The sequence below is a fragment of the Pelagicoccus mobilis genome, from assembly GCF_016595505.1.
Classification (GTDB): domain Bacteria; phylum Verrucomicrobiota; class Verrucomicrobiia; order Opitutales; family Opitutaceae; genus Pelagicoccus; species Pelagicoccus mobilis.
In genome coordinates, this window is the sequence record NZ_JAENIL010000010.1 from 1 (window position 1) to 22,791 (window position 22,791).

A 22,791-nucleotide genomic window follows, 5' to 3' on the forward strand; every position below is an offset into this window, starting at 1 on the left:
TTGCAAAATCCGACCAACCTAGACGCGGGCTAAAGCACCGCGCTACCAACTCGCCAGCAATCCTTCCCACTCCCCAACCGTTTCACACTCAACAACTCTAGCCCACTCCACCATGAAACTCGCCTCCATTATCTTCGCCTCCCTCGCCCTCGCCATATCCACTTTCGCCCACGACGTCATGCACGCTAAAAAGATCAGCTACGAACTCGACGGCGTTTCCTTCGAAGGAACCCTCGTGTATTCGGAACATGGCGACAATAAACCCGGAGTCCTCATGATTCCAAACTGGATGGGCCCCACAGAGGGCTCACTTAAAAAAGCAAAGAAAATTGCTGGCGATGACTACGTCGTCTTTATGGCCGATATGTACGGTGTCAACCTCCGCCCATCAAATGGCAAAGAAGCCGGTCAAGCCGCAGGCGCAATCCGGGCCGATCGTCCCCTCATGCGAGCCCGAGCCGCTAAAGCGCTAGAAGTTCTAAAAGTCGAAGGTTCTCGAGTCGGGCTAGACAAACGAAAAACAGCAGCCATCGGATTCTGCTTCGGTGGTGGAGCGGTCTTAGAACTCGGACGCTCAGGGTCCAAGGTAGACGCAGTCGTAAGCTTCCACGGTGACCTCATTTCCCCCACTCTCGAAAGCGATGCAGCGAACACAACCGCAAAGGTCCTAGTGCTTCACGGAGCGGACGATCCCTACGTTCCCCAAGATCACGTCCAAACCTTTGTATCCACAATGCAAGACACCAAAGTAGACTGGCAACTCATCCAATACAGCGACACGGTTCACAGCTTTACCAACCCAGCAGCCAACTCGGGCGGAGCGAAGTACAACAAGACAAGCGCCAACCGCTCCTTCTCAGCGATGAACGCCCTCTTCGAAGAGATCTGGGACTAATAAGCAGAGATCATGTTTTTCATAGTCGTCCCAATCGTATTGGGAGCCATCAACTACTACATCTATCGCACAGCGTCGGCGGCCTACCCGCAACTCAGCGTCCTGTTCGCAACCTGGATCATCCTCTCGTTCCTCTCCCTTTTCCTCGCGATTTTTCTAGAAAAGCAAAAGAAGCTCGCCCTCTCCTTACCCTTTTCCTGGATCGGCTACACTTGGTTCGGAGTATCAGGCATCGCCCTCGCCACGATCGCGACAACCGATCTGATTCAGGTAATCACGCAGGCCTTCAACGATCGATTCCAGTTCCAGCTAGTATTCACAACAGTGCTAGCCCTGAGCATTTGGTCCGTGATTGAAGCCAGACGTTTTCGAGTAAGAAAAGTTCGGATACACTCCGAAAAACTAAGAATCCTCGAAAAGCCAATACGCATTGTCCAGATCTCTGATCTTCACCTCGGAGACAGCAGCACAATCGGACACATCCAAAAAATCGTCTCCAAGGTTAATGAGCTAAAGCCCGATATCGTCGTATCCACCGGCGATCTATTCGACGGCTATCTCGAACTGATGGCCCCCTTCGTCGATTCGCTGCGGGAAATCGAAGCCCCCATGGGGAAGTTTGCGGTATCGGGAAACCACGAAGTCTACGCCGGGCTCGAAGAGGCCATGTCCCTCACCGAATTGGCTGGCTTCACATTGCTCCGAGACACCCATCAAGCCGTGACCGCCCACCTAACGATCGCCGGCGTCGAAGACCAATCCGCCCCTTCGATTGCGACCGAGGCCGACGCCCTAAACACTCTTTCCAGCGCCCCCTTCCATCTTCTGCTCAAACACCGTCCCGACTTCGATCCCCAGAGCGAGGGAAAATTCGATCTTCAACTCTCCGGACACACTCATGGCGGCCAGATTTTCCCCTTCCACCTCCTTACTTCCACCGTCTACAAAGCACGCCCTGGACTCAGCGAGCTCGCGCCAAAACAGCAGCTCTACCTCAGCCGTGGCACAGGATCATGGGGACCCCAAATGCGACTTTTCGCCCCACCCGAAATCACGCTTCTGGAACTATCACGATAGGCGTCGAGACAGACACCTCAAAAAGTCAGCGTCCCTTCGAACGGCACCACTTCGTAGACCACCGTCCGGTACAGCTCCCCATCGATGAAAATTTTCAACTCGTAGTTTCCAAGCGGGTCATCGGGTGAAAACCAGAACGGGCTCGAGTACACCTCCCAGTGAATCTCGGACTGCGAGCGGATAAACTTGCCGCCTTCCATCACCGTATACGCCTTCTCCAACTCCGGTGTTATCGTGATCGGTTCGGGAAAGCGAATCTCGAAGTGCCCCATAAAACGCTGCAAGTCCTTGCGAGCCACTTCAAAGCCATGGACGTACTCCTTGTCCACGTTCCGGTAGATGTAGTTAGTCTCCGCGTACACCCGATACTTGCCACCTGGCCCCGGCGCCATCACGCCAAACTTCGAGTTGTATTGCTTGAATTTCTTGTTCTTCGACTTCGCATCCAAGGAGCTAGCTCCAAAAACAAGCGCCAGGCTCAACACCGAGCCAAAAAGCAAAACCATCAGTCTGGATCCACGAACAAAAGAGTAGGCAGCCTTCATAAGTGCCTAGATCCAAACAAAAATCGGGCTCAGGTCAACCTATGCGGTTCGGCTCGACGAACTCAGGAAGCGTCAGCCTCATCCGCAAGCGACGTTCGTCGCTCGCATCCACCTGCTCCAAGGATCCTCCTTGGGCTTTGGCAAACTCAAGCGAAAGACTCAACCCCAGTCCCGTGCCATCCTCGGAGCGGTTGCGAGCCGCATCCGCCCGCACGAAACGATCAAACAATCGCCCGCGAGCCTCTACAGACAAAGGTTCGCAGCTGTTTTCGATTTCCACCTGGAAACGACCGTTCAACCTCCTCAGCTCGACTCGGATCGCCTCCTCTCGCGGACTTCGGTACTTCAAGGCATTGCCAATCAGGTTGTTAAGGATTTGGCGGATCAGAGTATCGTCTCCCGCCGCAAAACCACCAGCAGCGCCTTCCGCATCCAATACGATCCGAGCAGAAGGATCATCCTCCTCAGCCAACTCGACCCACTCCTTTAAACGCTGTCGCAAATCGATTTTCTCCCTTTGCACCTCCAAGGTCCCCGCATCCGCCTTCGCCAAGATAAGCAGCTTGCGGGTGATCGCCTTCAATCGATGGGTTTCTTCCAACAATCCCGCAAGCAGCCCCTGCTGCTCGCTGCCGTCTTCGGTGTTCTGCAAAGCCACTTCCAGCTGCCCCTGCAAAATCGCTAACGGCGTCTTCAATTCGTGCGCCGCATCCGCGCTAAAACGGGTCGCTTGCGTAAAACTCCGCTCCAATCGCTCCAGCATCCCATTGAAATGCTCGATCAATGACGAAAACTCGCTGTACACGCCCTCCTTCGACAGACGGGCATCCAAGCGCTGAGCCGACACATTTTCGATCGCCGCCGAAAGCTGCCCAACCGGACGAATCGCCTTCGTAACGAAAAACCAAATACTCGCCCCCATGGCGATCAAGGCGATCGGAAATACGACCGCGAAGCTGCGTCTCATCAAAACCGTATCCTCTCGAACCTTCTCGTAGTTGACCGCAAACAACACATTGAAGCCACGATGCTTCGCAAAGGACACGCGCCAAAGATCACCGCTCTCCCCATGCTTCACCGAAAAAGACTCAACCAATGGTGGCGGGGCAAGCACCCTCGGACTTCTTCCTCGATTCCGCCCACCTGGCCCTTCTGGTCCAGGAGGCCCAAAACGAGCCGCTTGAGCATTCGGATCAAAAAGACCGTCCACCAACGGCAGGGCTGACTCATCCTCAAAAAGCCCTTTCAAGTCGCCCCATGTCACCACCTCGAAACGCTTCTTTTCACCCTCTGTCTCATCTGACTCCCTATAACCGTACACAGCCACCACCGCATCCGCACCAAAGCGATGCTCCAATTCGGATCGGATCTCGCCTCCCATCCGATCCCAATAGCGCGAATGAGTAGGCGGAGCAGCCACCCGCGCCACAAAGATATGCATCGAATCGTCTACCTGACGGAGCTTGATCTTCTCGAACGCGAAATTTCCCGCGATGCCAAACCCTAGCATCACCAAGCCAGCGACAACGCTGGTCCAAATCACGATTCTCGCCCGAAACGACTTCATGATTTCCGCATCCGGTACCCTGCGCCACGCACCGTCTCTATCAACTGCAGGTCTCGCCCAGCATCCACCTTCTTTCTCAATCGCTGTACACAGACATCCACTACGTTCGTGCTAGGATCGAAATCATAGCCCCACACTTGCTCCAGAATCTGGGTACGCGTCAACACACGCCCCGGAGAGCGAATTAAGTACTCAAGCAAGTTAAACTCACGTGTTGTCAAATCGATCGAGTCCTCCCCGCGCTTCACCTCCCGCGTGGTCAAGTTCACGATCAGATCCTCCACCTGCATCAAACTGAGCGATTGTCCGCTCGAACGCCGATGCAAGGCTTGGATACGAGCGACCAGCTCATCCAGATAGAACGGCTTCGTCAGGTAGTCATCCGCCCCCATATTCAAGCCTTCAAGTCGCTCGTCGAGCTCGCTGCGGGCCGTAACCAGAATCACCGGCACCGTATTCCCCTCCTTTCGGAGCGATTTCAAAATACTCAAGCCATCCCTGCCCGGGAGCATGATATCTAAAATAACCACGTCGTAGCTCTGCGTCGTCGCATGCACGAAACCGTCGTTTCCATCCTCCGCCAACTCCACCACGTACCCCTGCTCTCTCAGGCCTTTGACTACGAAATCCGAAATCTTCTTCTCATCCTCTACGAGCAGCACTTTCATAAACGATAACCCTGCATCTTTTCGAGAGCTCAGGCAAGGATCCGATTCATTACATTTTTGTAATTCGCTCCGTCATATTCCGGTAATCTACAAGATGTTAAATCGGGAGCATAGAAACGGAAAACAAGAAGATCATCCGTTTCCAAACACTCTAGGAGGAACTAAATCGTAATGAAAACACCACTACTCGTACTCGCTCTCTTCGGAAGCAGTATCGCCGCCACTTCACTCGTCGCAGAACCCGAAGACCGCCCCGCTCCACCCGATCCAGAAACCGTAGTGATCGATCTCTTCGAATTTGACGCCGACGGAAACAACAGCCTCAGCCAAGACGAACTTCTCACCGGATTCCAAGAACTCCGCAACAAGCACCGTGGAGCCCGTCCTGAAGGGCGCAAAGGAGGTCCCCGCATGGGCCGTCAAGGCGGCGAAGGAGACGGTGAACTCAAAGGGCCGCCTCCGGGAGGCAAAGGGAAGAAAGGCAAGAAGGGCAAAAAAGGCGGACGACGCGGCCCACCCTCCCCGGAAGAAATGGGATCTCGTATGATCGAAAATTTCGACGCAAGCGGAGACGGAGAGCTCAACCCGGAAGAGCTGCTCGAAGCCGTTAGCGCAATGCACGAACGCCGCGGCCCTGGTCGCAGAGGCCCCGCTCCTGAAGAAACTTCCGAGTAAGCCGATCGCTGAATCCTAAACTAGGGTACGAAGCAAACATCGATCCGCGCCCCCGCGCTCGCAAAACCAAGCGGGGAACCATTTTTTCACACACAACACACACGGACGGGTCCAGCCTCAGGCTGGGCCCGTTTCGTTTTCACATTCGCAATTGCCCTCACCTTTCGCCCCACTAGCGTCCAAGCAAACGAAATGCTAACGGAACGCGATCAGATCCTCTTCAAAAAAGCCCTCACCTACGCCAACGGCTACCGCGAGCTCGGCATGTTCGACGATGCACTGACGGAACTGAAAAACCTCGATACGCGTTACGAAAACGAAAAAGAGCTGCTTCAGATGCAACTGGCCATTCTCATGGAAGCCCGTCGCTGGAAAAAGGCCCTCCCCATCGCCAATCTGCTCGCGGCCAACCACTCTTCCGATCCGGGAAACCTCGTCAATCTCGCCTACGTCACCCGTCGAGCCAACAGCCTCGAGGGAGCAAGAATCATCCTCGAAAACGCAGCCAAACGCTTTCCCAAAGAGGCGATCATTCAATACAACCTAGGTTGCTACGCCTGTTGTAACGACGACTTGGATACCGCAAAAAAGCACCTGCTCGTCGCCTTCAGTCTCGACAAGAACTACCTCGATATGAGCGATACCGACGACGACCTCGAACCGCTCCGCGACTGGCTAAACTCCATTCCCAAACCAGACGAGACGTAGCGCGGTGCTTTAGCCCGCGTCCAAAATACTACTCCGCGGGCTAAAGCTCCGCGCTACAGACACGCCCCTACCGAATCTTCTTAGGATTCACGCGCTCCACCTTCGTCAGCTTCGCCCGGAAAAGCTCTTCCATCAAAACCTTGGTCTTTTCGGGTATCCGCTTTTCAACCACTTCGATGTCCGGCAATTCGGCTCCATCATCCGGGATGATGTCCTCCTCACGTACCGGCATCGCTCCGCCGTAAATCTCAGCCAAGTCATACTCATCCGGCTGATCGACATAGCTCTCATCCGCCTGCGTCTCCTCATTGGGAAACGGGCTTGCCTCATTCGCTCCTACAGGAACTTTGCGCTCGGGAGCTGGCGCGATGCTCGTCTTGACGTAGGGCTTACGCTCCGGGACCGTCAGTCGTTTTTTTTTTCGTCTGCAGTCTCCGGCAACCCTTCCGCGATCGTCGAAAGTTCACGAATCAGACCGTCAATCGCACGAGCACGACACTCTTCAGACGCCTTCAATAGAGCGACCTCGAAGTTCACCTTCTCGCTCAAGCCAAACTTCAAACCAGATTCGCTCTGACGCAGGCTATCGAGCAAACGAGTCAAAGACTCCGTACTCAACTCCTCGCCCAAGCTTGCTGTCCTGCCGCCGCCACGCACCGCCTCAAGCAAAGCCTGACGCACGCGAGACTGGAGGTCGACCAGAGCTCGATAAAAATCTTGTCCCGACGCGTCGAACTGATCGCTCAACTCGAGCAAGCGCGGGTGATCCCCGGTAGCGATCGACTTGGCCAGCTCGTCGATATGCTCGCCACTCACAAGACCATACACCTGCAATACGTCCGGCTCGGTAATCTTGGTCCCACAGAACGCGATCATCTGGTCGAGGATCGATTGCGAATCACGCATTCCGCCATCCGCGAGACGAGCAACCGCCTTGAGAGCCTCCTCGTCGGCATCGATTCCCTCAGTTTCGCAAATCAAAGCCAATCGCTCGCGAATCAGATCTTCCGGGATCGGCTTCAGGTCGAAACGTTGGCAGCGGGAAACAATCGTCGGTAATACCTTGTGAGCCTCAGTCGTCGCGAAGACGAACTTCACGTGCTCGGGCGGCTCTTCGAGAATCTTCAGCAAAGCATTGAAAGCGCCCGTAGAGAGCATGTGCACCTCGTCGATGATGTAGACCTTGTACTTGCCTTGACTCGGAGCGTACTGAGCGTCCTCGCGAAGCGCTCTCACCTGCTCCACGCCATTGTTGGACGCTCCATCGATTTCCAGAACGTCCATACACGTACCCGCCATGATCGCCTTACAGATCTCGGAATCATCAGGCGGTTCAGGCAAGGGGCCGTTTTCGCAATTAAGACACTTCGCAAAAATGCGAGCAGTCGTGGTCTTACCCGTGCCGCGAGGGCCAACGAAGAGATAGGCATGAGCAATACGGTTTTGCTCGATAGCGTTCTTCAAGGTGCGGACCACATGATCCTGACCGACAACCTCGTCGAACTTCTGCGGGCGCCACTTGCGGGCAATAACCTGATAGCCTTGGCTCATTCGTTTGGGAAAGGAGGTGGGCGGACGCCCATAAAAAGGGAAAAAGGTGGCCAGGCACCCTACGGCGCATGTGGAGCGTGACTACCGTTGCTACCTTCCGGTCCTGGCGGGATTCGCCCGTCCATCATCGCATAGGACCTGGCCGATGCAGAACCTCGGATCTACCACCGCCCATTTCAACCTCTATTTTTAACAAAATTCCACTCCCCTCGGAAAACGTTGATCGAGCCTCTCAAAAGCCGAATTTCAGCGAATCCCCTACCAGAGTGTCTCCACCCGAACTTTTAGGCTACGCTCCTCGAGAGGCGGTTTGATTACCATCAATTTAGGGTGGTTAGGATCAGGCAGAAAACGGGAGGAATATACGACTCTCTCGCTCCCCTCCCACCGCACTCGCAACTGGATTCGGCGCGCGTCGCGATTTCCCTCCTCAAAGCAAACCACTTCCGACGCATCGTGAGGAAGCTGAAGCGACACCTCCCCGATCTGACCTAAAAGCTCCGCTCCACTCAGGTTGAGAAAACGCACGCACCCTGCCCGCCACACACGATCCGACTCATCAAGCGTCAGGACCTCATACTCCTGCGACTCCTCGAAATCCGAGGTCTCGAAAAATACGAGCAGCAAAACTTCCGACTCTTGCTCAAACTCAGCCCGCCCGACTTCGATCTGAACGAGAGCGCCTTCTTCCTCGACCTCCTGGAAAAACTCGATCGTCCCCTTGGCCTCAACCACGGAGTACTTTCGAGATTTCTGGTTCGGCAAAAACTCAAGATAAACCCGCTTGGGTTCCCCCTCGGAAGCGTCTTCAAAGAAAACGCCCTCAAACAGCCCGTCGCCATAAGCCAGCACTCGAAACTCAGTACCGGGTTCCTGGGCGTTGCCGATCAACACCACAAAACACGCAACTAAAACTAGTATGATCGTTTTCATATCTCAGAGGGCGAAAGCCAACGAAACGCCACCACTTCAAACTCCCTTCCCAACTCAGACGCGCGATGCAAGCTATGAACGCGCTGAACGACTGCCTCACAATACGCTCTCGCCCAAACCTTCGTAGGATCAGCCGGGCTTACCGCATCGCCGTAAGCTCGAACCACAAACGTGTCACTCCGCGCAGAAATGTAGGCTCCAATCAAATTAAGAATAGTCGCCTGACTAAACTCTGCAGGCGATCCAGCAGTCACCCAATCCGCTTTGAAAACGCTCTCCCCATCGACTGCTATTTCCGAATGGGCATCGGCGATCGCATTTTCCAAAACTCCAGAATCAGCAAAATCCTCCAGCGACTCGAACCTCCCATCGTTTCCAGTCGTATATGGACTCACTCCCTGAATACGTTCCCGAATGTTCGCCACAATGTGTTTTGCCAACAAATCGAGATCAGACTCTTCGAAGGAGAAAACACTCTTTCTCATACTCAAACGGAACTGATCATCTGAATCCTCCGGAGGCGCACCGAAATAAGCCAAGTCCTCTCCTCCCGAAGGGTGATTGAAAAGCAAATACACTTCCGTGGCGAGAGTTCCATTCCCCGTTCCGCCATCCTCAATATCGTCAAAATAGTCGTGCCAAAACGGATTCGCAGAAGCGGGAGCAGACTTCAGCAAAGCCGCCCACGAATCAATCGAAGTCGAGTGAACATTGAACATGCCATGCACGAACAAGCTATCCGCAGAAGTAGCTGCCGTCAGATCCGCAGCAGAAGCGTCATGCCGGGCACGGTAGCCTGTATTCGGCAAAGGGTCACCTAAGCCCCAGGTACTCGTTCCTTTGGGGACCGTCGAGAAAAAGTACTGATCGAGAAAATCGTTATGGCTCGCATCGACAGCCCCGACCAGAGCTGATTCCCAACTACCGCTGTACGCACGAGAGAGCTGTGCGGGCGAGGTCAGCTCCTGTTTGGGAATTTGCAAAACCGGCACATCGTAAGAGACGTCAACGGTATCCGTTAAGTCACTTGGGTTGTAGCCAAAAGTCTCGTTGTCCCCATCCAAAAACTGAGGAGTCTTGAAGGCATTGTTAGCACTAAACAAAGTGCTGTCCTCCGAATCCGAAACAAGCAAATCCGTATCCAAAGGATGATAGCTCGAAAACGAGGCTTTGCTCGTATCCTTAACATCCCACCCGAATCCCAAAGATGGTGATCCTACCTCGATTGTGTTTCCGTCAGCCCCTGCCGGCAAAAAGAATGGGGAGCTTAAACTATAGGTACTTAAAAGTGTTGTCGTATCGTCGGCCTCCTTCAAAAAAAGTTTCACTTTGAAGTCCGAGACTTCGAGCGTTTCACCGTCTCCAAATTTCAATACAAATTGCCCAACATCCTCCGTCAATGTGACTGTCCCGGTTGCCGCCAAAACACGGTCATCGGATGCAATTTCATCCGGGCCAAAGCTGAGAGGGAATGGGGCGTCTCCAGATACATCCCCGCTACTCGGACCAGTGTAGACAGCGATTTGCCCTGGACGTAACTGATTGCTATCGCTCCCGAGGCTAAGAATCTCAAAGGACGCTGTCTCTGAAAGATTCGCAAGATCCACTCCCCAATCCCGACTCCCAAAACCTGAATTAAACCAAACCGAAAGCTCGGGCAAATTTTCCATCTCCAAAATCAAACTGCCACTCCCCAAATCCAAGGTTGAAGTGAACGGATTCCACAACTCGAGCGCCGCCGCAAACGATAGGTAGATGGTTTGTTCACCGACCACGTCCGACGACAGATACACCGAATAATTCAAGTTAAACTGTGTGATCACAGGCACGATCGGGAGGTCGCCGCCTTGAACAGGAAAAGCATGAGCATCGTAGCTGACAGACGTGGAAGCAGCGGATTTCGCCAATACCGAATAATCCTTGTAGTGGGTATCATAGTCAGAATCGCCTGTATCCACCAAATTGGACAAATCCGTCCTAAAGCCTCCCGCCGCCGTGTTCACAAGCAGTCCCTTCGACAAGGGCGTAAAATCGTGGAAGTAATCCTGATACTCGTCCTCGTCGAGCCCCAGAAGAAAACGTTCATCTTCACTCGCTGTACCAAACCGATCTCTAAATTGAAAATCGTTCGCAAACGCATCGATTCTCATCGGGTTTGAATTGCTCAGCGACGCTTGAGCTCCTTCCTGATTCGTATCCACGATATCTGACTCGTATACCGGTTGGGTCGCCCGCAATTGCCTCAATCGTCCACTACGGTCATCAGAATATTCATCATGATCGACCGAATCAGTATTGTCGTACAACGCGTAGCTCGCCTTCACACCGAGATCCCCGATCCAGTACGCGTAGTGACCAATCGTTCTGGCGTTCGCATACCCCTGCACGTCTTCAACCTCGATGACTTCCTTGGGAACGCTCACCTCTAGAACACTGTTCGCATCTCCAACTGTTCCAGTCCCAAGGAGCACGACCGGATCTGGCTGATCCGCAATAAGAGGGTCAGCGTAAACTCCGTTGCCATCGCCGTTAAAATCACTCGAAATCGGCTGCGTTACGAGCCAGGTTTCCGAACCATCATTCGCCGCCATCCAAAATGGCTCAGCAACGTTCACACTGTCCGGATTACTCGGCGTCTTGAAATCGTCATCAGTATCGTTGCTAACGTTCCGATAAACATCCGCCGCGTAGCTCACCGCCGTGTCTTTACCAAGCGTTTCCTGCAGCTGGGCGATCGCCATATCTAAGGAAGCCCGAGCGTGCTCCCGAGCGAGCCTCACCCTTTGGTCGTAATTTGCGGATGCTGACTGCAAACGCGACACTGCCACCAATGACGCGCCCAACAAAAACACCAAGCCCGCTAAAGACGCCACCAGGATAATCGCAAAGCCCCGTTTCTTCCTACTGCTCAAAGCGCGGACTCCTTTCCTGGCAAACGAACCATTCTTCGATAAACCCGCCCATGCTGACCGATCAAGGTCTCGTACGGCTCTCCCGCTTCAACCTCCTCCGAGTAGATTAGCGAGCGAGCTCCTGCGTCATCGAGAACGCGTAAGTAAATTTCAACCACATCGGGATAATTAGTAGAGAACGCACTCTCCGCATGCGTAGAAGCAAGATGCTCCGTTTCGTTCGAATCGAGATCAACGTTATTTGCTGACGGAAAAATCAACCGTAAGCCTTTGGGAGCATCGTCATTCCCATTAAAACTCTCATCAAAGACATACATCCGTATTCCAAAATCCACGACATCTTCCAAAAGCACATTAGTGAGCCAAGGACTCTCGACCACTCCCGCGCTAATATCTGAACTCGGGGCCGCATTATAAGCCGTAGACGTAATATCGAATCCCGCTTCCAAGGTATTGTCCTGTCGTACGACCGCCCGGTGCAACAGATACCTTGGTTCACTGGAACTAGTAAAAGCTGGCCGACGAACGATTTGGTAACCAATCGCATTGAGATTTGGGGCCGCAGAAAAAAAACGCAGCCAGACACCCGCGTAGCCGTAACGGTGATTCTCTGGATCAAAATGCAAACCACTCGCCCTCAGATGCGCGTCAACTGGATTGCCTGTACCTTCCGTGGACTCCGTTTGCCACCTTCCCGAAAAAGACACGTCAAAACCATCCTCGACCGATTTTGGTATCGCCGTCACGGCGAGCATAGGAACTCCACGTTCCTGAAAAATCGCCGACTCGAAATCCTTAACGATGCGATCCAACGCGATCTGGGCATCAAGCTCGGTACTCACTCCACTTTCAGAATTTCGCCAGAGTTCAGCGAGACTGCTCGAGAAACTGAAAACGAACAAGGCAATGACCGAGGTGATCGCTAGCGACACGATCATCTCCATCAAAGTAAAGGCCTTCTTCCCGTTCACCATATTCATTTTCTAAATACAGTAGTAAAAAACAACTGATTGCTCGCAGGATCAGAAGTGTTGTTCGGCCACTCTACGCGATAAACAACAAGCCGGTAGGTATCCGTTCCGGTGAAGGAATAGCCCTTCGGCTCGTCAATCACGATTCGATAATACGCATCGTTATCATTATCGAGAACACTTCCCTCCAATTCGATAAACTGCAGATTCTCGCTTGCGACAAAAGCGAGGTCTCCCTCGGCCGGGATAAGATCGGTCGAAAACACAGCTCCGCTTCCATAGCCTCGCAGAGCGACATCCACTCTCGCCTTCAACTCCGAAGCTGCGCCCGTCTTCATCTGCTCCTTACTGCTGCTCACCGCCATGGTCGCTAACCCCACCGCAGGCACCGCGATCAGAGCCAGCATAGCCAAAGCGATCACCACCTCCAGAAGCGAGAAGCCTGCACTGCGACTGTTTCTATTCCTCATCATCTACCAGTTCGGTCTCCCGGGTTTGATAGCTCGACCCATTGCTCTTGAATGCGATCCCTACAAAGTCCCTTGCCGAAAGGAAGGCAACCTTTCCTCCCTCCCAAGAACCATTGGCGATAACAAGCTGATTAGAAAGAGGGACCAGCCCTCCGCCACCTCCCCAATTCCCCGTCGAAAGACGACCATTAGGAGAAAACTGGATACACATCCAAGATGGAGCGCTAGAAGTCGATTCGCCCACGCTGGCTTTGAGCGGGTACTCGAAAGTACGCACCGATGAACCGTCAGAATCAGTATTGGTAACTCGATACACACTTCTACGCCCAGAATCAGGCCATCCTCCGGGCAGGACGATACTCCCCGATTGCGGAACAACAAAAACGCCACCGGGCAAGGACATGCCACGGTCTACCGCTACCCACTGCCCCGACGTGTCATCTTCCACGATCACTCCCAATCGCCTTAAATAACGATCCTCGTCATTCGTATCCAAATTAACGATCAACCGCGAGTGAACGCCACGAGTGATCGCCTCTGTGCGAGCGACCCTCACCATCGCATGCAAGATGTCCGCCGCCTTCTCCAAGGAACGATCCTCATTTGTCTGAGCCAAACTAAGAAACGAGATACCCGCGATCACCACCATGACGGTCAGCAGCACCAGAATCTCGAATAGCGTAAAACCTGACTGACGACTGTACCTCATTCCGCAACGATGTCGTCTCCATTGGCATCTCTCACGCCATTTTCGCCATAAGACCTCAGCGTATATCCGAATACGAGCCAGTCGTTATCGCTAGGACGATAGTCGTACTCATAAGCATTCCCCCAAGGATCGATAAACCAATTGGACTTCAGAGAGTTCGCCGGAACCGCTTCATCGATATAAGGAAGAGCCTGATTTGCGTATTCAAGAATCGAGCTATTCACCATAACAGGAATGCCCGCGACCACGTCGTAAACCGGACCAATTTTTCCAAAAAGAGCATTTAACAAAAACTCCTCCGGCGTATCCACTACACCAAGACCTGAGTAATTGCTGGGGATTTTAGGATAGTCGCCGAAACGGGCTCGGTACGCTTCCAGCCCTTGCTGGATCACTTGCATATCCGCTTTCGCCCGGTCTTTCTTCACCTCGGATCGACCGCCTAAAAAAATAACCAAGCTCGAACCGACCAACAGTCCCAGCACCCCCATCACCAAGATCAATTCGAACAAGGTGAACGCGGTCCGCGGGAAATGGCTCTGACTGTTAGCGCGACTGGGCATAGGTTTACTGCTTAACGTATCACTTCCCAATCGAATTTGTCACCCCGGGATTCCCCCAGAAAAGGCTCGAAATCCTAACTCAAGATTTTCGCCAAAACGCGAGGAGCGATCTTCTCCAGCGGCAGAGTCTCCTGAACGCCACCGTGCTTGATCGCTTCGTTTGGCATGCCAAACACCACGCAAGTATCACGGTTCTGGGCAAAATTGTAGCTTCCCGCATCCCGCATTTCCTTCATGCACAAAGCGCCATCGTCTCCCATTCCAGTAAGAATGACTCCGACTGCGTTCTTCCCCGCATTCTGGGCGACCGAACGAAAAAGCACATCGACTGAAGGTCGATGACGGCTGACCAAAGGCCCTTGCTTCACCTCGACCGTATACCGACTCCCGGTCCGACGAAGCGTCATGTGGTAGGACCCGGGGGCAATCAAAACAGTACCCGCTTCGACCAAGTCCCCATTACGAGCCTCTTTCACCCGCATCGGGCAAGTCGCATTGAGACGGTTCGCGAACGAAGCCGTAAAACCTTCCGGCATGTGCTGCACGATGATCACCGGCGGGCAATTGGCGGGCAGTTGCTCGAGAAACACCTTTATCGCGTCCGTGCCACCCGTCGAGGCACCGAGCGCTATAATCTTTTGAGGCGTGACCGGGATCTTCGTATAAGATCCGGAACGTGGAGGAAGCACGACCTCATCCGGAGAAAGTTTCGCACGCGGCACGAAGGGAGTTGGAGCCGCCTTCGTCTCCGACCGGCTCGACGTCAATTTACCCGAACGCGAGCGGAACCGCGCCACCGCAGCCGAACGTATGGTATCGTGAATACGCAGTTCAAGTTCCTGCATGACCTCGCGAGTGGCCGCTCTCGGTTTAGCGATGATTTCCACCGCTCCATTTTCCAAGCATTCAAACGAAGTCCGCGATCCCTCCTCAGTAAGGCTCGAACACATGATCACAGGCAGCGGGTGCTGCACCATCAGCTTCTTGAGAAACGTGATCCCATCCATGCGCGGCATCTGCACGTCCAAAATCATCACATCCGGCGTGCGACGCTTCAACTGCGCCACCGCTTCAAAGGGATCCGCTACCGCCGCGATCACTTCCATATTTTGTCCGCGATTGACGATGTCGGTGAGAATTCGGCGAGCCGTCGACGAATCGTCGACCACCATAACGCTAATCTTTGAGGGATCCGGCATAGGTAGAGAAGGAAACTCCTAACACAAAACAACTAATGCAAAATACAAGCCAACTCTTCAACTTGAGCGATCTTTAACTCGAATCGCCCAAGTCCCGGCTAACTCGTCCGCAAACCGCTACCTACTCCAGCCCACAAGCCGCTCGAGCGCGCTTGTTTACCACTGAAGCGATACCACGAGCCTTTTCCGCGCCCTCGCGAAGCACCTGATCGACGTAGTCCATGTTCGCGAGTAGCTCTTCACGACGCTTCCGCGCTGGGGCAAAGTGCTCCCAGTAGACTTCGAAAAGCTTCTTCTTCACGTGACCATAGCCGTATCCACCGGCCTTAAGAAGCTCTACCGTCTCATTGTAAGTCTGTTCGTCGGCGACGTTCTTAAGTATCTGGATCGCGTTGTTCTCTTCCGCGTCTGGCTTAGGTTCGTCCATCCCGCGACTGTCCATCACGATGCTCATGATCCGCTTCTTGATCGCCTTCTCTTCACCGAAAATGTCGATCGTGTTGTTGTAGCTCTTGGACATCTTTGCTCCGTCAGTGCCCGGAACTTTCGCAACATCGCGACGTATCCGCGGCTCGGGTACTACAAAAGTCTCGCCGTACTGGTCGTTGAACTTGTTCGCCAAGTCGCGCGTTACTTCAACATGCTGCTTCTGATCCTGCCCTACTGGCACCACATCCGCGTCGTAGATCAAAATATCCGCGGCCATCAACACAGGATAAGCGAACAGCCCATGATTTGGCGAAATCCCCTTGGCGATCTTGTCCTTGTAGCTGTGACAACGTTCGAGCAACCCCATCGGACAAAGAGACGATAAAATCCATGACAGCTCGACGTGCTCGGGAACGTCGGACTGCTTGAAAAGGACCGCCTTCTCAGGATCCAGTCCGCACGCTAGAAAGTCGATCGCGACCCGCTTCGTGTACTCGCGACGCAAATTCGCGTCGGTCAACGACGTCATCGAGTGGTAGTCCGCGATGAAGTAGAACGCCTCGCCCTGCTCCTGCAGTTCGATAGACGGCTTCATCATGCCGAAATAGTTGCCCGCGTGAAGGATGCCCGAAGGCTGGATGCCGGAAAGAATTCTCATGGTCAGATTGTCGTGGGGAAAACTGCCGGATTCTGGGACCGGCCTCGTCGGTTTCAAGCGAAACTAGTCAGGACGCCCGATCTCGCGGCTTTGCGGCTTGCTCAGCAGCATCCGTCCCTCAGCTAAAGTACCAGCGAAAGGCGTACAAGGCCCCACCAAGGCTCGCTTCCCCAAAATCGATCCCGGATTGAGCACCGCATTGCAGCCAACCTCCGCCTCGTCCCCAAGCAGGGCCCCGAACTTACGCAGGCCAGTGTCCATAAATCCGTCCTCAGTCTTCGCCTTCACCGGCTTCTGATCCAAACGCAGATTCGACAGGATCACCCCCGCGCCCAAATGGGAACGATTTCCAAGAACCGAATCCCCAATATAGGAGAAATGCGGCGTCTGCACCCCCTCCATTAGAAAACAATTCTTGTACTCACAAGAGTTACCCACCACGGACCCCGCCCCGATAATCACGTTGCCGCGAATGTAAGCTCCCGGACGGATCTCCACATTCTCGCCAATCCAAACCGGTCCCTGAATCGAACAAAACGCAGGGAGTTTAACCGACTCGTGAATAAATACCTTCCCCGAAATCGAAACGCCCGCCGGCACATTCCCGGGGACACGTTCCTCGAATCCAGCAGCCAAAGCCGGCTTGATTTGACCGATCCACTCCCAAGGCAAGGCATCTGGAGAGAAAAAGTCCTTAAACGGAATACTGTCAGGAAAAGAGAAGAGGTCGCTGGCTTTCACGGCCGCATTCGAGCCACAAGCCCCTCCCCCAGCAAGCCCGAAAGCCCACCCGGAGGGCAATGCTCCGTCATTGCTACACTTCGATTCAACAAAGCCAGCAATCCTCCCCCGACAAAACGACACAAAAAAAGTCCGCCCTCTCTCGGACGGACTCATCAAATCAAAAAAAAAGAAATCGCTCTACCTAGCGAAACGCTTGCGGGCGCCTACCAGACCGAGAAAACTGAGACCGAGCATCATGAGAGTTGCTCCCGTGTCAGGGACAGGTTTAGCGAATGGATTCTCACGGATAACGGGCGCTTGCTGCGGATCAACCGTAGAAATCGTGTTCGTTCCAGACGAGTCCGAAACAACCAAGTTACCATCGTAAACGATCCAAAGAGAGTCCCAAGCAGACGTCTTCTTATATCCAACTTCCGAAAGCTCATCCTGAACGAACGGAGTAAATTCCACTACGTTATCAAACATTACAGAGAGGGCATTTCCAGCAGCGTAGTAGAAGCTGACAGAACCGCCTCCAGCAGCTGCAACCAGATCCGCGTGCTCGACCACAACTCCATCCAAAGATGGAGCATCCGTCTGAAGACCAATTAATGTCGCGAAAAGACCTCCTCCTAGATCATAATGCACCTTTCCGGGAGCACTTGATTCATTTAGATAGATATTTACCGCTGACGCGTTTGTTGCTGCAAAACAGAGAGCTGCAATAGCCCCTAGTATAGTCTTAATTTTCATTTATTTTGGGAGTTTGGTTTCGGGCACCCGCAAATGGCACCACTTAAATACTCACCCTACTTTTAGCAATTCACATACCTTAGAATAGACACATAATCCCCTAGCACCATAGACATCGATGTAAGACATTGATTATCATAATATTGAAAACCTACTAATATTTAACATATTTTATGTTAATACCTATCAAACTGTACCCTAACGCTTACACCTTTACAGACTGATCTCCCCACGTGAGCCATCCACTTTCAATTTTGTAAGTCATTTAGCTCCATAATTTTGAGTACAAAAAAGCCTCCCCGATTTCGGAGAGGCTTCTTAGAAAAGTGGAGCGGGCGAAGAGATTCGAACTCTCGACAGCCACCTTGGCAAGGTGGTGCTCTACCAACTGAGCTACGCCCGCATTAATGAGATTTGCTGCACTCCCATCGGAAGAACCGAGGAGAAATGGAGCGGGCGAAGAGATTCGAACTCTCGACAGCCACCTTGGCAAGGTGGTGCTCTACCAACTGAGCTACGCCCGCCTCATTAAAGAGGTCGGTCAGAATCCATTTCAGAACCCCCAAGTCAACAGAAAATTCAGCAAAATTCGCAGTTCGCAAAACAGCCCATCCACCGCCCTCCGAACCTTCTACCGCCTAGCGATCAATCACATCGAGCTCCGGCCATTGCTGGAGTTTCCGATGCAAGGTACGACGCGAAATTCCCAACAAAGCAGCCGCCCGCGTGCGATTTCCCCGAGCGTCCGCCAACGCCTCGCGAAGCAGACGTTTCTCGTTCTCCTCCTTATCCAGCGGCGAAACGATCTTGCCAGAACCATCGACCGACGGCCCTTCCCCGCGGAACTTCGCCTCCAAATCGTAATCGTGGATCACCCCTCCGCGATGCAGCACCACCGCGTTCTCGGCAAAGTTCCTGAGCTCGCGGATATTGCCGGGCCACGCATAGCGCCGCAGAGCCTGGATCGCGCCGGGCTCGAAACTCGGCGGCTCCATTCCGTTCTCCTCCGCAAACTCGTCCAGGAAGTGATTCAAGAGCTGAGGCAGGTCTTCCGCCCGATCCGCAAGCGACGGCATCTGGATCTGCACCACATTCAAGCGGTAGTACAAATCCTCCCGAAAGTCGCCCTTCTCAACCATCTTTAAGAGGTCCTTGTTCGTCGCCGCCACCAGACGGGTATCGACCTTGATCGACTTCGAACTACCGAGTCGCTCAAAGGTCCGTTGCTCCAGAAAGCGTAGCAGCTTCACCTGGGTAGAAAGGTCGATCTCCCCGATTTCATCGAGAAACAAGGTCCCCCCTTCCGCCATCTCGAAACGCCCGATCCGACGTTCAGTCGCTCCGGTGAACGACCCCTTCTCGTGACCAAACAACTCGCTCTCCAGCAAGTTCGCCGGAAGCGCCGCGCAATGCACCGCCACAAACGGCCCCTTCGCTCGATTCGAGTTCTGATGAATCGCCTGAGCGATCAACTCCTTACCCGTACCGGTCTCACCCTCGATCAGCACGCTCGCACGCGACGGGGCGACCAATTTCACGCGCTCGATCACCTTCAGCAGCTCGGTCGAATTCCCCACAATCCCATCGAAGTTGAACTTCACGTCGAGCCGCTCATGCAATTGCTCCACCTCCTTCTCGAGGTTCTTCGACTTCAAGGCCCGCTTGATCAGGATCTCGAGCTTCTCGATGTTCACCGGCTTCGTCAGAAAGTCGTAGGCCCCGCGCTTCATCGCCTCGACCGCCGAATCGACATCGCCGTAGGCCGTCATCATTATCACCGGCGGGCGATTCGGCAAACTGAGCGCCTTGTCGATAACCTTCATCCCTGATTTCCCCGGCATACGAAGATCGGTCAATACCACTTCGAAAGTCTCCGACTCCATGAGATTAAACGCCTCTTCAGCGTTTTCCGCCATGTAAACGTCGTAAGAGTCCTCGAGCACCTGCATCAGCCCTTCACGGGTATGCCGCTCGTCGTCAACAATGAGAATAGTTGGCACCATCGAAGCCCAAAGTGCCTAAAACAAAGGCAAGGTCAAGTGTGCAATACTGTCCCACAACTAGATCGCCACAAAAAAGACAGCCCCCAATTCCTCTCCCCAAGCAAACAAATCCAGCACCGCCACCCCAACGCCACAACAACGGCATACGTATTGCAATGCGACCATCCGTCACCAGGTCGCCCCCTCCATAGCGTCGCCCGCCACACCACCCTCCAACCGAGATCAACGCTCGCCCCATCTTTTGCGCAGTTTGCTACGTAACGTTACGTTCAAAACTGCGCAGAATAGGTCCTGCAGCTCATTCTGCTTAGACGAGCACACCTAGGCTTCCAACATCTTCAGCTTACGATTCCGCTTGGGCAGCTCCAACGTGACGACCGTCCCCACTCCCTCCTGGCTATCGATCCCCACCTGTCCTCCATGCCCGCGTATGATTCGCTGCACGATCATCAAGCCCAGGCCAGACCCCTCCTTCTTGCTCGTGTGGTAAGGCTGGAAGACGCGTGACAAATCCGCTTGCCGGATCCCCACCCCGGAATCACCAAACTGCAGGTAAATCTTCTCCTCGTCCGAGCGAGAAACGATCTTCAAAGTCCCACCGGGCTGCATCGCCTCCATCGCGTTCTTAATCAGATTGAAAAACACCTGCTTCATCTGGTTGCGGTCCGCTCGCACGATCGGCGCTTCCGCCACCACTTCGACTTCCACCGAAATGCCACGATCCTTCAGCTCCGACCCGACAACCTCGAAGACTTCCTCCAGCACCAGACTGAGGTCCAGCACTTGAAAATCGGGGTCCTGAGGCCGGATCGCCTCCAGGAAATTCTTGATAATCCCGTCCAGGCGCTCGACCTCCCCTCGGCAAACTTCCAGGGAGTTCCCCAGCTTCTCCGAACTCGGCGACGCCTCGATTCGCCTCAGCTGGCGCTCCATCAACTGCAGGTGAATCGTAAGCGAATTGAGCGGATTCCCCAATTCGTGAGCCACTCCGGCCGCCAACAGCAAAATCGACGCTATCTTCTCCGACTCGATCGTCTCGTCCTTCGAGATCTTCTCGCTGGTGATATCCGAGAGCATCACCACGAACTGCTTTTCATCATCCCCAACCGGTTCCTTGAAAGGCAAAAAATAGATCCGCACGAAACGTTGCTCCGGATAAGTCAGCTCCAGCTCCCGAGAACTAATCGAGTCCCGCAACGGTTCCCCTTCCTCCAAGCCAAGCGAATCCCGCAACCCCGGGATCAAGCGCCACAGCAAAGTCGTCCCCACATCAGACTCCTTCAACCCGATCATGCGCAGTCCCGACTCGTTCGCATACTGCACCTCCCCATCGGCGTCGACCACCAGGATCCCCTCAAGCGCCGTATTGAAAACCGTCTCCAGATAGGCTCGTTCCCGGGCCAGTTTCTGGGCCAAATTCGTCAGGTTCGTGGCGTCGAGGCTTTCGATATGCCCCAGCACGCGATCAAGGGAGGATTCTTTTTTTGCCATCAAAGGTAAATAACTGCTGGGAAGGTCTCTAGAATACTACCCAGAACTTTGGCAATCCTTCCCTCCCCCTCGCTCGTCTCGCAATTACCAAGCACAGCCACAAAGAACCGTCACAAAGAGCTCCGGTCCTGCTTGATTTATGTAAATCGTATCCCTTATGTCTCACCCGATTCCTATGAGATCACCATTTCGTCCAATCTGGATCGGCGTCCTGACAGCGTCGCTACTCCTTCCTACTGCCTGCCGAAAGCCTGAAGTCCAGGTCTATAACGCGCCCAAGAACGCTGCTCAAGCGGCGCGTCCGCTCGCCCAGACGGCTGCCGCATCGCAACAATCGCAAGCCCCGCAGGAGCAACTCCCCCTCAGCTGGACGCCGTCGACACAGTGGAAAGAGCTCCCGCCCACCCAGTTCCGCAAAGGCAACTACCAGTTTTCCGACGACGCCGGCCTAGCCGAAATCACCGTCACCTCCTTCCCCGGCTCAACCGGCGGCCTGCTCGCCAACGCGAATCGCTGGCTTCGCCAGGCCTCGCTCCCCGAAGTCGATCAAGCTCGATTGGCGGAGATCGTGTCGGAAGTCCAACTGTCATCACAAGTCACCGCCTCCGTCCTCGATCTCAAAGCGGAAAGCCGCGACCCCAGCTCGACCCGCGTCTACGCGGCCATCATCCCCTACCAAGGGCAAAGCTGGTTCATCAAAATGTCCGGCCCGTACCCCACCGTACAAAGCCAGATCCCCGCTTTCGGAAAAATGCTTCGCAGCGTCCGCTTCGGCGAAGAAGCCCGTTCCCAGCAAGCCGAGCACAACCACGAGCACGAGCACCAGCATATCGGCGACCTCACCTTCGACACGCCGGATGGCTGGGTTCCCTCCCAAGGCAGCTCCATGCGAATCGCCAGCCTCGCCGTCAAAAAGGAAGGCCATCCGCCAGCCGACTTCGCCGTAACATCCTTCCCGGGCGACACCGGCGGCCTCGTCGCCAACGTCAATCGTTGGCGCAACCAAATCGGTCTCTCCAACTGGAATAGCGAACAAGTGAACGCCGCCGCCGAGACCATTATGAACCCTGCCGGCCACGAGTTCACCTTCTTCGAGCTCAAAGCGGAAAACGGGGAAAGCTCGCAGGACGACCAACGCATCCTCGTCGCCATCATGAATTTCGCCGGCCGCTCCTGGTTCTTCAAACTCCGTGGAGACGCTCTGCTCCTGGAACTGCAAGACGAGGAATTCAAAGCCCTGCTGCAAAGCGTCCACTTTAGCCACGAAGGCCACAACCACTAGTTCGCGCCG

The 22,791-nt window shown here is 54.1% G+C and carries 22 protein-coding genes, 2 tRNA genes and 1 other RNA gene; 5 read left to right on the forward strand and 20 right to left on the reverse strand.

Going from position 1 to position 22,791, the window contains the following annotated elements; translation table 11 throughout:
• Positions 1–112: 112 nt before the first annotated feature.
• Together JIN87_RS06535 and JIN87_RS06540 are read left to right on the forward strand one after the other, a co-directional pair.
• The gene (locus JIN87_RS06535; RefSeq protein WP_200354737.1) at positions 113–895 is read left to right on the forward strand and encodes a dienelactone hydrolase family protein; all 783 of its coding nucleotides are present in this window, start codon (positions 113–115) and stop codon (positions 893–895) included.
• A gap of 12 nt (positions 896–907) precedes the next feature.
• Complete coding sequence (locus JIN87_RS06540; RefSeq protein ID WP_200354738.1) at positions 908–1,972, forward strand: metallophosphoesterase; 1,065 nt, start codon at positions 908–910, stop codon at positions 1,970–1,972.
• 17 nt (positions 1,973–1,989) lie between these two features.
• Here the strand turns inward: JIN87_RS06540 and JIN87_RS06545 are convergent, their stop codons facing one another.
• The 3 genes from JIN87_RS06545 to JIN87_RS06555 form a co-directional block, all read right to left on the reverse strand.
• Positions 1,990–2,478 carry a hypothetical protein gene (locus tag JIN87_RS06545; RefSeq protein WP_200354739.1) on the reverse strand — a complete coding sequence of 163 codons (489 nt, stop codon included), beginning with the start codon at positions 2,476–2,478 and terminating at the stop codon, positions 1,990–1,992.
• Between the two features lie 73 nt (positions 2,479–2,551).
• Positions 2,552–4,084: an ATP-binding protein gene (locus JIN87_RS06550; RefSeq protein WP_200354740.1), complete on the reverse strand. Its 1,533-nt coding sequence runs from the start codon at positions 4,082–4,084 to the stop codon at positions 2,552–2,554.
• The gene (locus JIN87_RS06555; protein WP_200354741.1) at positions 4,081–4,752 is read right to left on the reverse strand and encodes a response regulator transcription factor; all 672 of its coding nucleotides are present in this window, start codon (positions 4,750–4,752) and stop codon (positions 4,081–4,083) included. Before JIN87_RS06555 ends, JIN87_RS06550 begins: the two co-directional genes overlap by 4 nt.
• Before the next feature lie 171 nt (positions 4,753–4,923).
• Between JIN87_RS06555 and JIN87_RS06560 the strand changes: the two genes are divergently transcribed.
• Both JIN87_RS06560 and JIN87_RS06565 read left to right on the forward strand, forming a co-directional pair.
• On the forward strand, positions 4,924–5,427 hold the full coding sequence (locus JIN87_RS06560; RefSeq protein WP_200354742.1) for an EF-hand domain-containing protein: 504 nt from the start codon (positions 4,924–4,926) through the stop codon (positions 5,425–5,427).
• A gap of 192 nt (positions 5,428–5,619) precedes the next feature.
• On the forward strand, positions 5,620–6,135 hold the full coding sequence (locus JIN87_RS06565) for a tetratricopeptide repeat protein (RefSeq protein WP_200354743.1): 516 nt from the start codon (positions 5,620–5,622) through the stop codon (positions 6,133–6,135).
• A 67-nt stretch (positions 6,136–6,202) separates the two neighbouring features.
• Here JIN87_RS06565 and JIN87_RS06570 read toward each other — a convergent pair whose 3' ends face one another.
• From JIN87_RS06570 to JIN87_RS06650, 17 genes are all read right to left on the reverse strand, one after another.
• Positions 6,203–6,391: a hypothetical protein gene (locus tag JIN87_RS06570; RefSeq protein ID WP_200354744.1), complete on the reverse strand. Its 189-nt coding sequence runs from the start codon at positions 6,389–6,391 to the stop codon at positions 6,203–6,205.
• A 149-nt stretch (positions 6,392–6,540) separates the two neighbouring features.
• Entirely contained in the window at positions 6,541–7,686 is a 1,146-nt protein-coding gene (gene dnaX, locus JIN87_RS06575; protein ID WP_200354745.1) for a DNA polymerase III subunit gamma/tau, read from the reverse strand.
• 45 nt (positions 7,687–7,731) lie between these two features.
• Positions 7,732–7,830, reverse strand: an RNA gene (gene ffs, locus JIN87_RS06580) — signal recognition particle sRNA small type.
• A gap of 114 nt (positions 7,831–7,944) precedes the next feature.
• Positions 7,945–8,619: a hypothetical protein gene (locus JIN87_RS06585; RefSeq protein ID WP_200354746.1), complete on the reverse strand. Its 675-nt coding sequence runs from the start codon at positions 8,617–8,619 to the stop codon at positions 7,945–7,947.
• Entirely contained in the window at positions 8,616–11,531 is a 2,916-nt protein-coding gene (locus JIN87_RS06590; protein WP_200354747.1) for a hypothetical protein, read from the reverse strand. The genes JIN87_RS06585 and JIN87_RS06590 overlap by 4 nt, the downstream gene beginning before the upstream one ends.
• Positions 11,528–12,511 (reverse strand): PulJ/GspJ family protein, encoded by a 984-nt coding sequence (locus JIN87_RS06595; protein WP_200354748.1) that lies wholly within the window; start codon positions 12,509–12,511, stop codon positions 11,528–11,530. Before JIN87_RS06595 ends, JIN87_RS06590 begins: the two co-directional genes overlap by 4 nt.
• Entirely contained in the window at positions 12,508–12,975 is a 468-nt protein-coding gene (locus JIN87_RS06600; protein ID WP_200354749.1) for a PulJ/GspJ family protein, read from the reverse strand. Before JIN87_RS06600 ends, JIN87_RS06595 begins: the two co-directional genes overlap by 4 nt.
• Positions 12,962–13,681, reverse strand: coding sequence for a hypothetical protein (locus JIN87_RS06605; RefSeq protein ID WP_200354750.1), 720 nt, complete (start codon positions 13,679–13,681; stop codon positions 12,962–12,964). Before JIN87_RS06605 ends, JIN87_RS06600 begins: the two co-directional genes overlap by 14 nt.
• Entirely contained in the window at positions 13,678–14,244 is a 567-nt protein-coding gene (locus JIN87_RS06610; protein WP_200354751.1) for a hypothetical protein, read from the reverse strand. Before JIN87_RS06610 ends, JIN87_RS06605 begins: the two co-directional genes overlap by 4 nt.
• Positions 14,245–14,318: 74 nt before the next feature.
• Positions 14,319–15,443, reverse strand: a complete 1,125-nt coding sequence (locus JIN87_RS06615) for a protein-glutamate methylesterase/protein-glutamine glutaminase (RefSeq protein WP_200354752.1) — start codon at positions 15,441–15,443, stop codon at positions 14,319–14,321.
• Positions 15,444–15,564: 121 nt separating this feature from the next.
• The gene (trpS, locus tag JIN87_RS06620) at positions 15,565–16,530 is read right to left on the reverse strand and encodes a tryptophan--tRNA ligase (RefSeq protein WP_200354753.1); all 966 of its coding nucleotides are present in this window, start codon (positions 16,528–16,530) and stop codon (positions 15,565–15,567) included.
• Positions 16,531–16,593: 63 nt separating this feature from the next.
• Positions 16,594–17,271: an acyltransferase gene (locus JIN87_RS06625; protein WP_200354754.1), complete on the reverse strand. Its 678-nt coding sequence runs from the start codon at positions 17,269–17,271 to the stop codon at positions 16,594–16,596.
• Between the two features lie 180 nt (positions 17,272–17,451).
• Positions 17,452–18,006, reverse strand: coding sequence for a VPDSG-CTERM sorting domain-containing protein (locus JIN87_RS06630; protein ID WP_200354755.1), 555 nt, complete (start codon positions 18,004–18,006; stop codon positions 17,452–17,454).
• A gap of 327 nt (positions 18,007–18,333) precedes the next feature.
• Positions 18,334–18,409 (reverse strand) — tRNA-Gly (locus tag JIN87_RS06635).
• Between the two features lie 45 nt (positions 18,410–18,454).
• Positions 18,455–18,530 (reverse strand) — tRNA-Gly (locus tag JIN87_RS06640).
• A 114-nt stretch (positions 18,531–18,644) separates the two neighbouring features.
• Positions 18,645–20,009, reverse strand: coding sequence for a sigma-54-dependent transcriptional regulator (locus JIN87_RS06645; RefSeq protein WP_200354756.1), 1,365 nt, complete (start codon positions 20,007–20,009; stop codon positions 18,645–18,647).
• Between the two features lie 321 nt (positions 20,010–20,330).
• The gene (locus JIN87_RS06650) at positions 20,331–21,500 is read right to left on the reverse strand and encodes a two-component system sensor histidine kinase NtrB (protein WP_200354757.1); all 1,170 of its coding nucleotides are present in this window, start codon (positions 21,498–21,500) and stop codon (positions 20,331–20,333) included.
• A gap of 175 nt (positions 21,501–21,675) precedes the next feature.
• Here JIN87_RS06650 and JIN87_RS06655 point away from each other — a divergent pair, with 175 nt between their 5' ends.
• Complete coding sequence (locus JIN87_RS06655) at positions 21,676–22,782, forward strand: hypothetical protein (protein WP_200354758.1); 1,107 nt, start codon at positions 21,676–21,678, stop codon at positions 22,780–22,782.
• Positions 22,783–22,791 lie beyond the last annotated feature (9 nt).

Coding starts and splice junctions, on each gene's coding strand:
- JIN87_RS06655 (WP_200354758.1), top strand. CDS start 21,676: ATGAGATCACCATTTCGTCCAATCTGGATCGGCGTCCTGACAGCGTCG.
- trpS (WP_200354753.1), bottom strand. CDS start 16,530: ATGAGAATTCTTTCCGGCATCCAGCCTTCGGGCATCCTTCACGCGGGC.
- JIN87_RS06605 (WP_200354750.1), bottom strand. CDS start 13,681: ATGAGGTACAGTCGTCAGTCAGGTTTTACGCTATTCGAGATTCTGGTG.
- JIN87_RS06585 (WP_200354746.1), bottom strand. CDS start 8,619: ATGAAAACGATCATACTAGTTTTAGTTGCGTGTTTTGTGGTGTTGATC.
- JIN87_RS06630 (WP_200354755.1), bottom strand. CDS start 18,006: ATGAAAATTAAGACTATACTAGGGGCTATTGCAGCTCTCTGTTTTGCA.
- JIN87_RS06535 (WP_200354737.1), top strand. CDS start 113: ATGAAACTCGCCTCCATTATCTTCGCCTCCCTCGCCCTCGCCATATCC.
- JIN87_RS06555 (WP_200354741.1), bottom strand. CDS start 4,752: ATGAAAGTGCTGCTCGTAGAGGATGAGAAGAAGATTTCGGATTTCGTA.
- JIN87_RS06650 (WP_200354757.1), bottom strand. CDS start 21,500: ATGGCAAAAAAAGAATCCTCCCTTGATCGCGTGCTGGGGCATATCGAA.
- JIN87_RS06600 (WP_200354749.1), bottom strand. CDS start 12,975: ATGATGAGGAATAGAAACAGTCGCAGTGCAGGCTTCTCGCTTCTGGAG.
- JIN87_RS06615 (WP_200354752.1), bottom strand. CDS start 15,443: ATGCCGGATCCCTCAAAGATTAGCGTTATGGTGGTCGACGATTCGTCG.
- JIN87_RS06545 (WP_200354739.1), bottom strand. CDS start 2,478: ATGGTTTTGCTTTTTGGCTCGGTGTTGAGCCTGGCGCTTGTTTTTGGA.
- JIN87_RS06560 (WP_200354742.1), top strand. CDS start 4,924: ATGAAAACACCACTACTCGTACTCGCTCTCTTCGGAAGCAGTATCGCC.
- JIN87_RS06645 (WP_200354756.1), bottom strand. CDS start 20,009: ATGGTGCCAACTATTCTCATTGTTGACGACGAGCGGCATACCCGTGAA.
- dnaX (WP_200354745.1), bottom strand. CDS start 7,686: ATGAGCCAAGGCTATCAGGTTATTGCCCGCAAGTGGCGCCCGCAGAAG.
- JIN87_RS06565 (WP_200354743.1), top strand. CDS start 5,620: ATGCTAACGGAACGCGATCAGATCCTCTTCAAAAAAGCCCTCACCTAC.
- JIN87_RS06610 (WP_200354751.1), bottom strand. CDS start 14,244: ATGCCCAGTCGCGCTAACAGTCAGAGCCATTTCCCGCGGACCGCGTTC.
- JIN87_RS06550 (WP_200354740.1), bottom strand. CDS start 4,084: ATGAAGTCGTTTCGGGCGAGAATCGTGATTTGGACCAGCGTTGTCGCT.
- JIN87_RS06540 (WP_200354738.1), top strand. CDS start 908: ATGTTTTTCATAGTCGTCCCAATCGTATTGGGAGCCATCAACTACTAC.
- JIN87_RS06595 (WP_200354748.1), bottom strand. CDS start 12,511: ATGAATATGGTGAACGGGAAGAAGGCCTTTACTTTGATGGAGATGATC.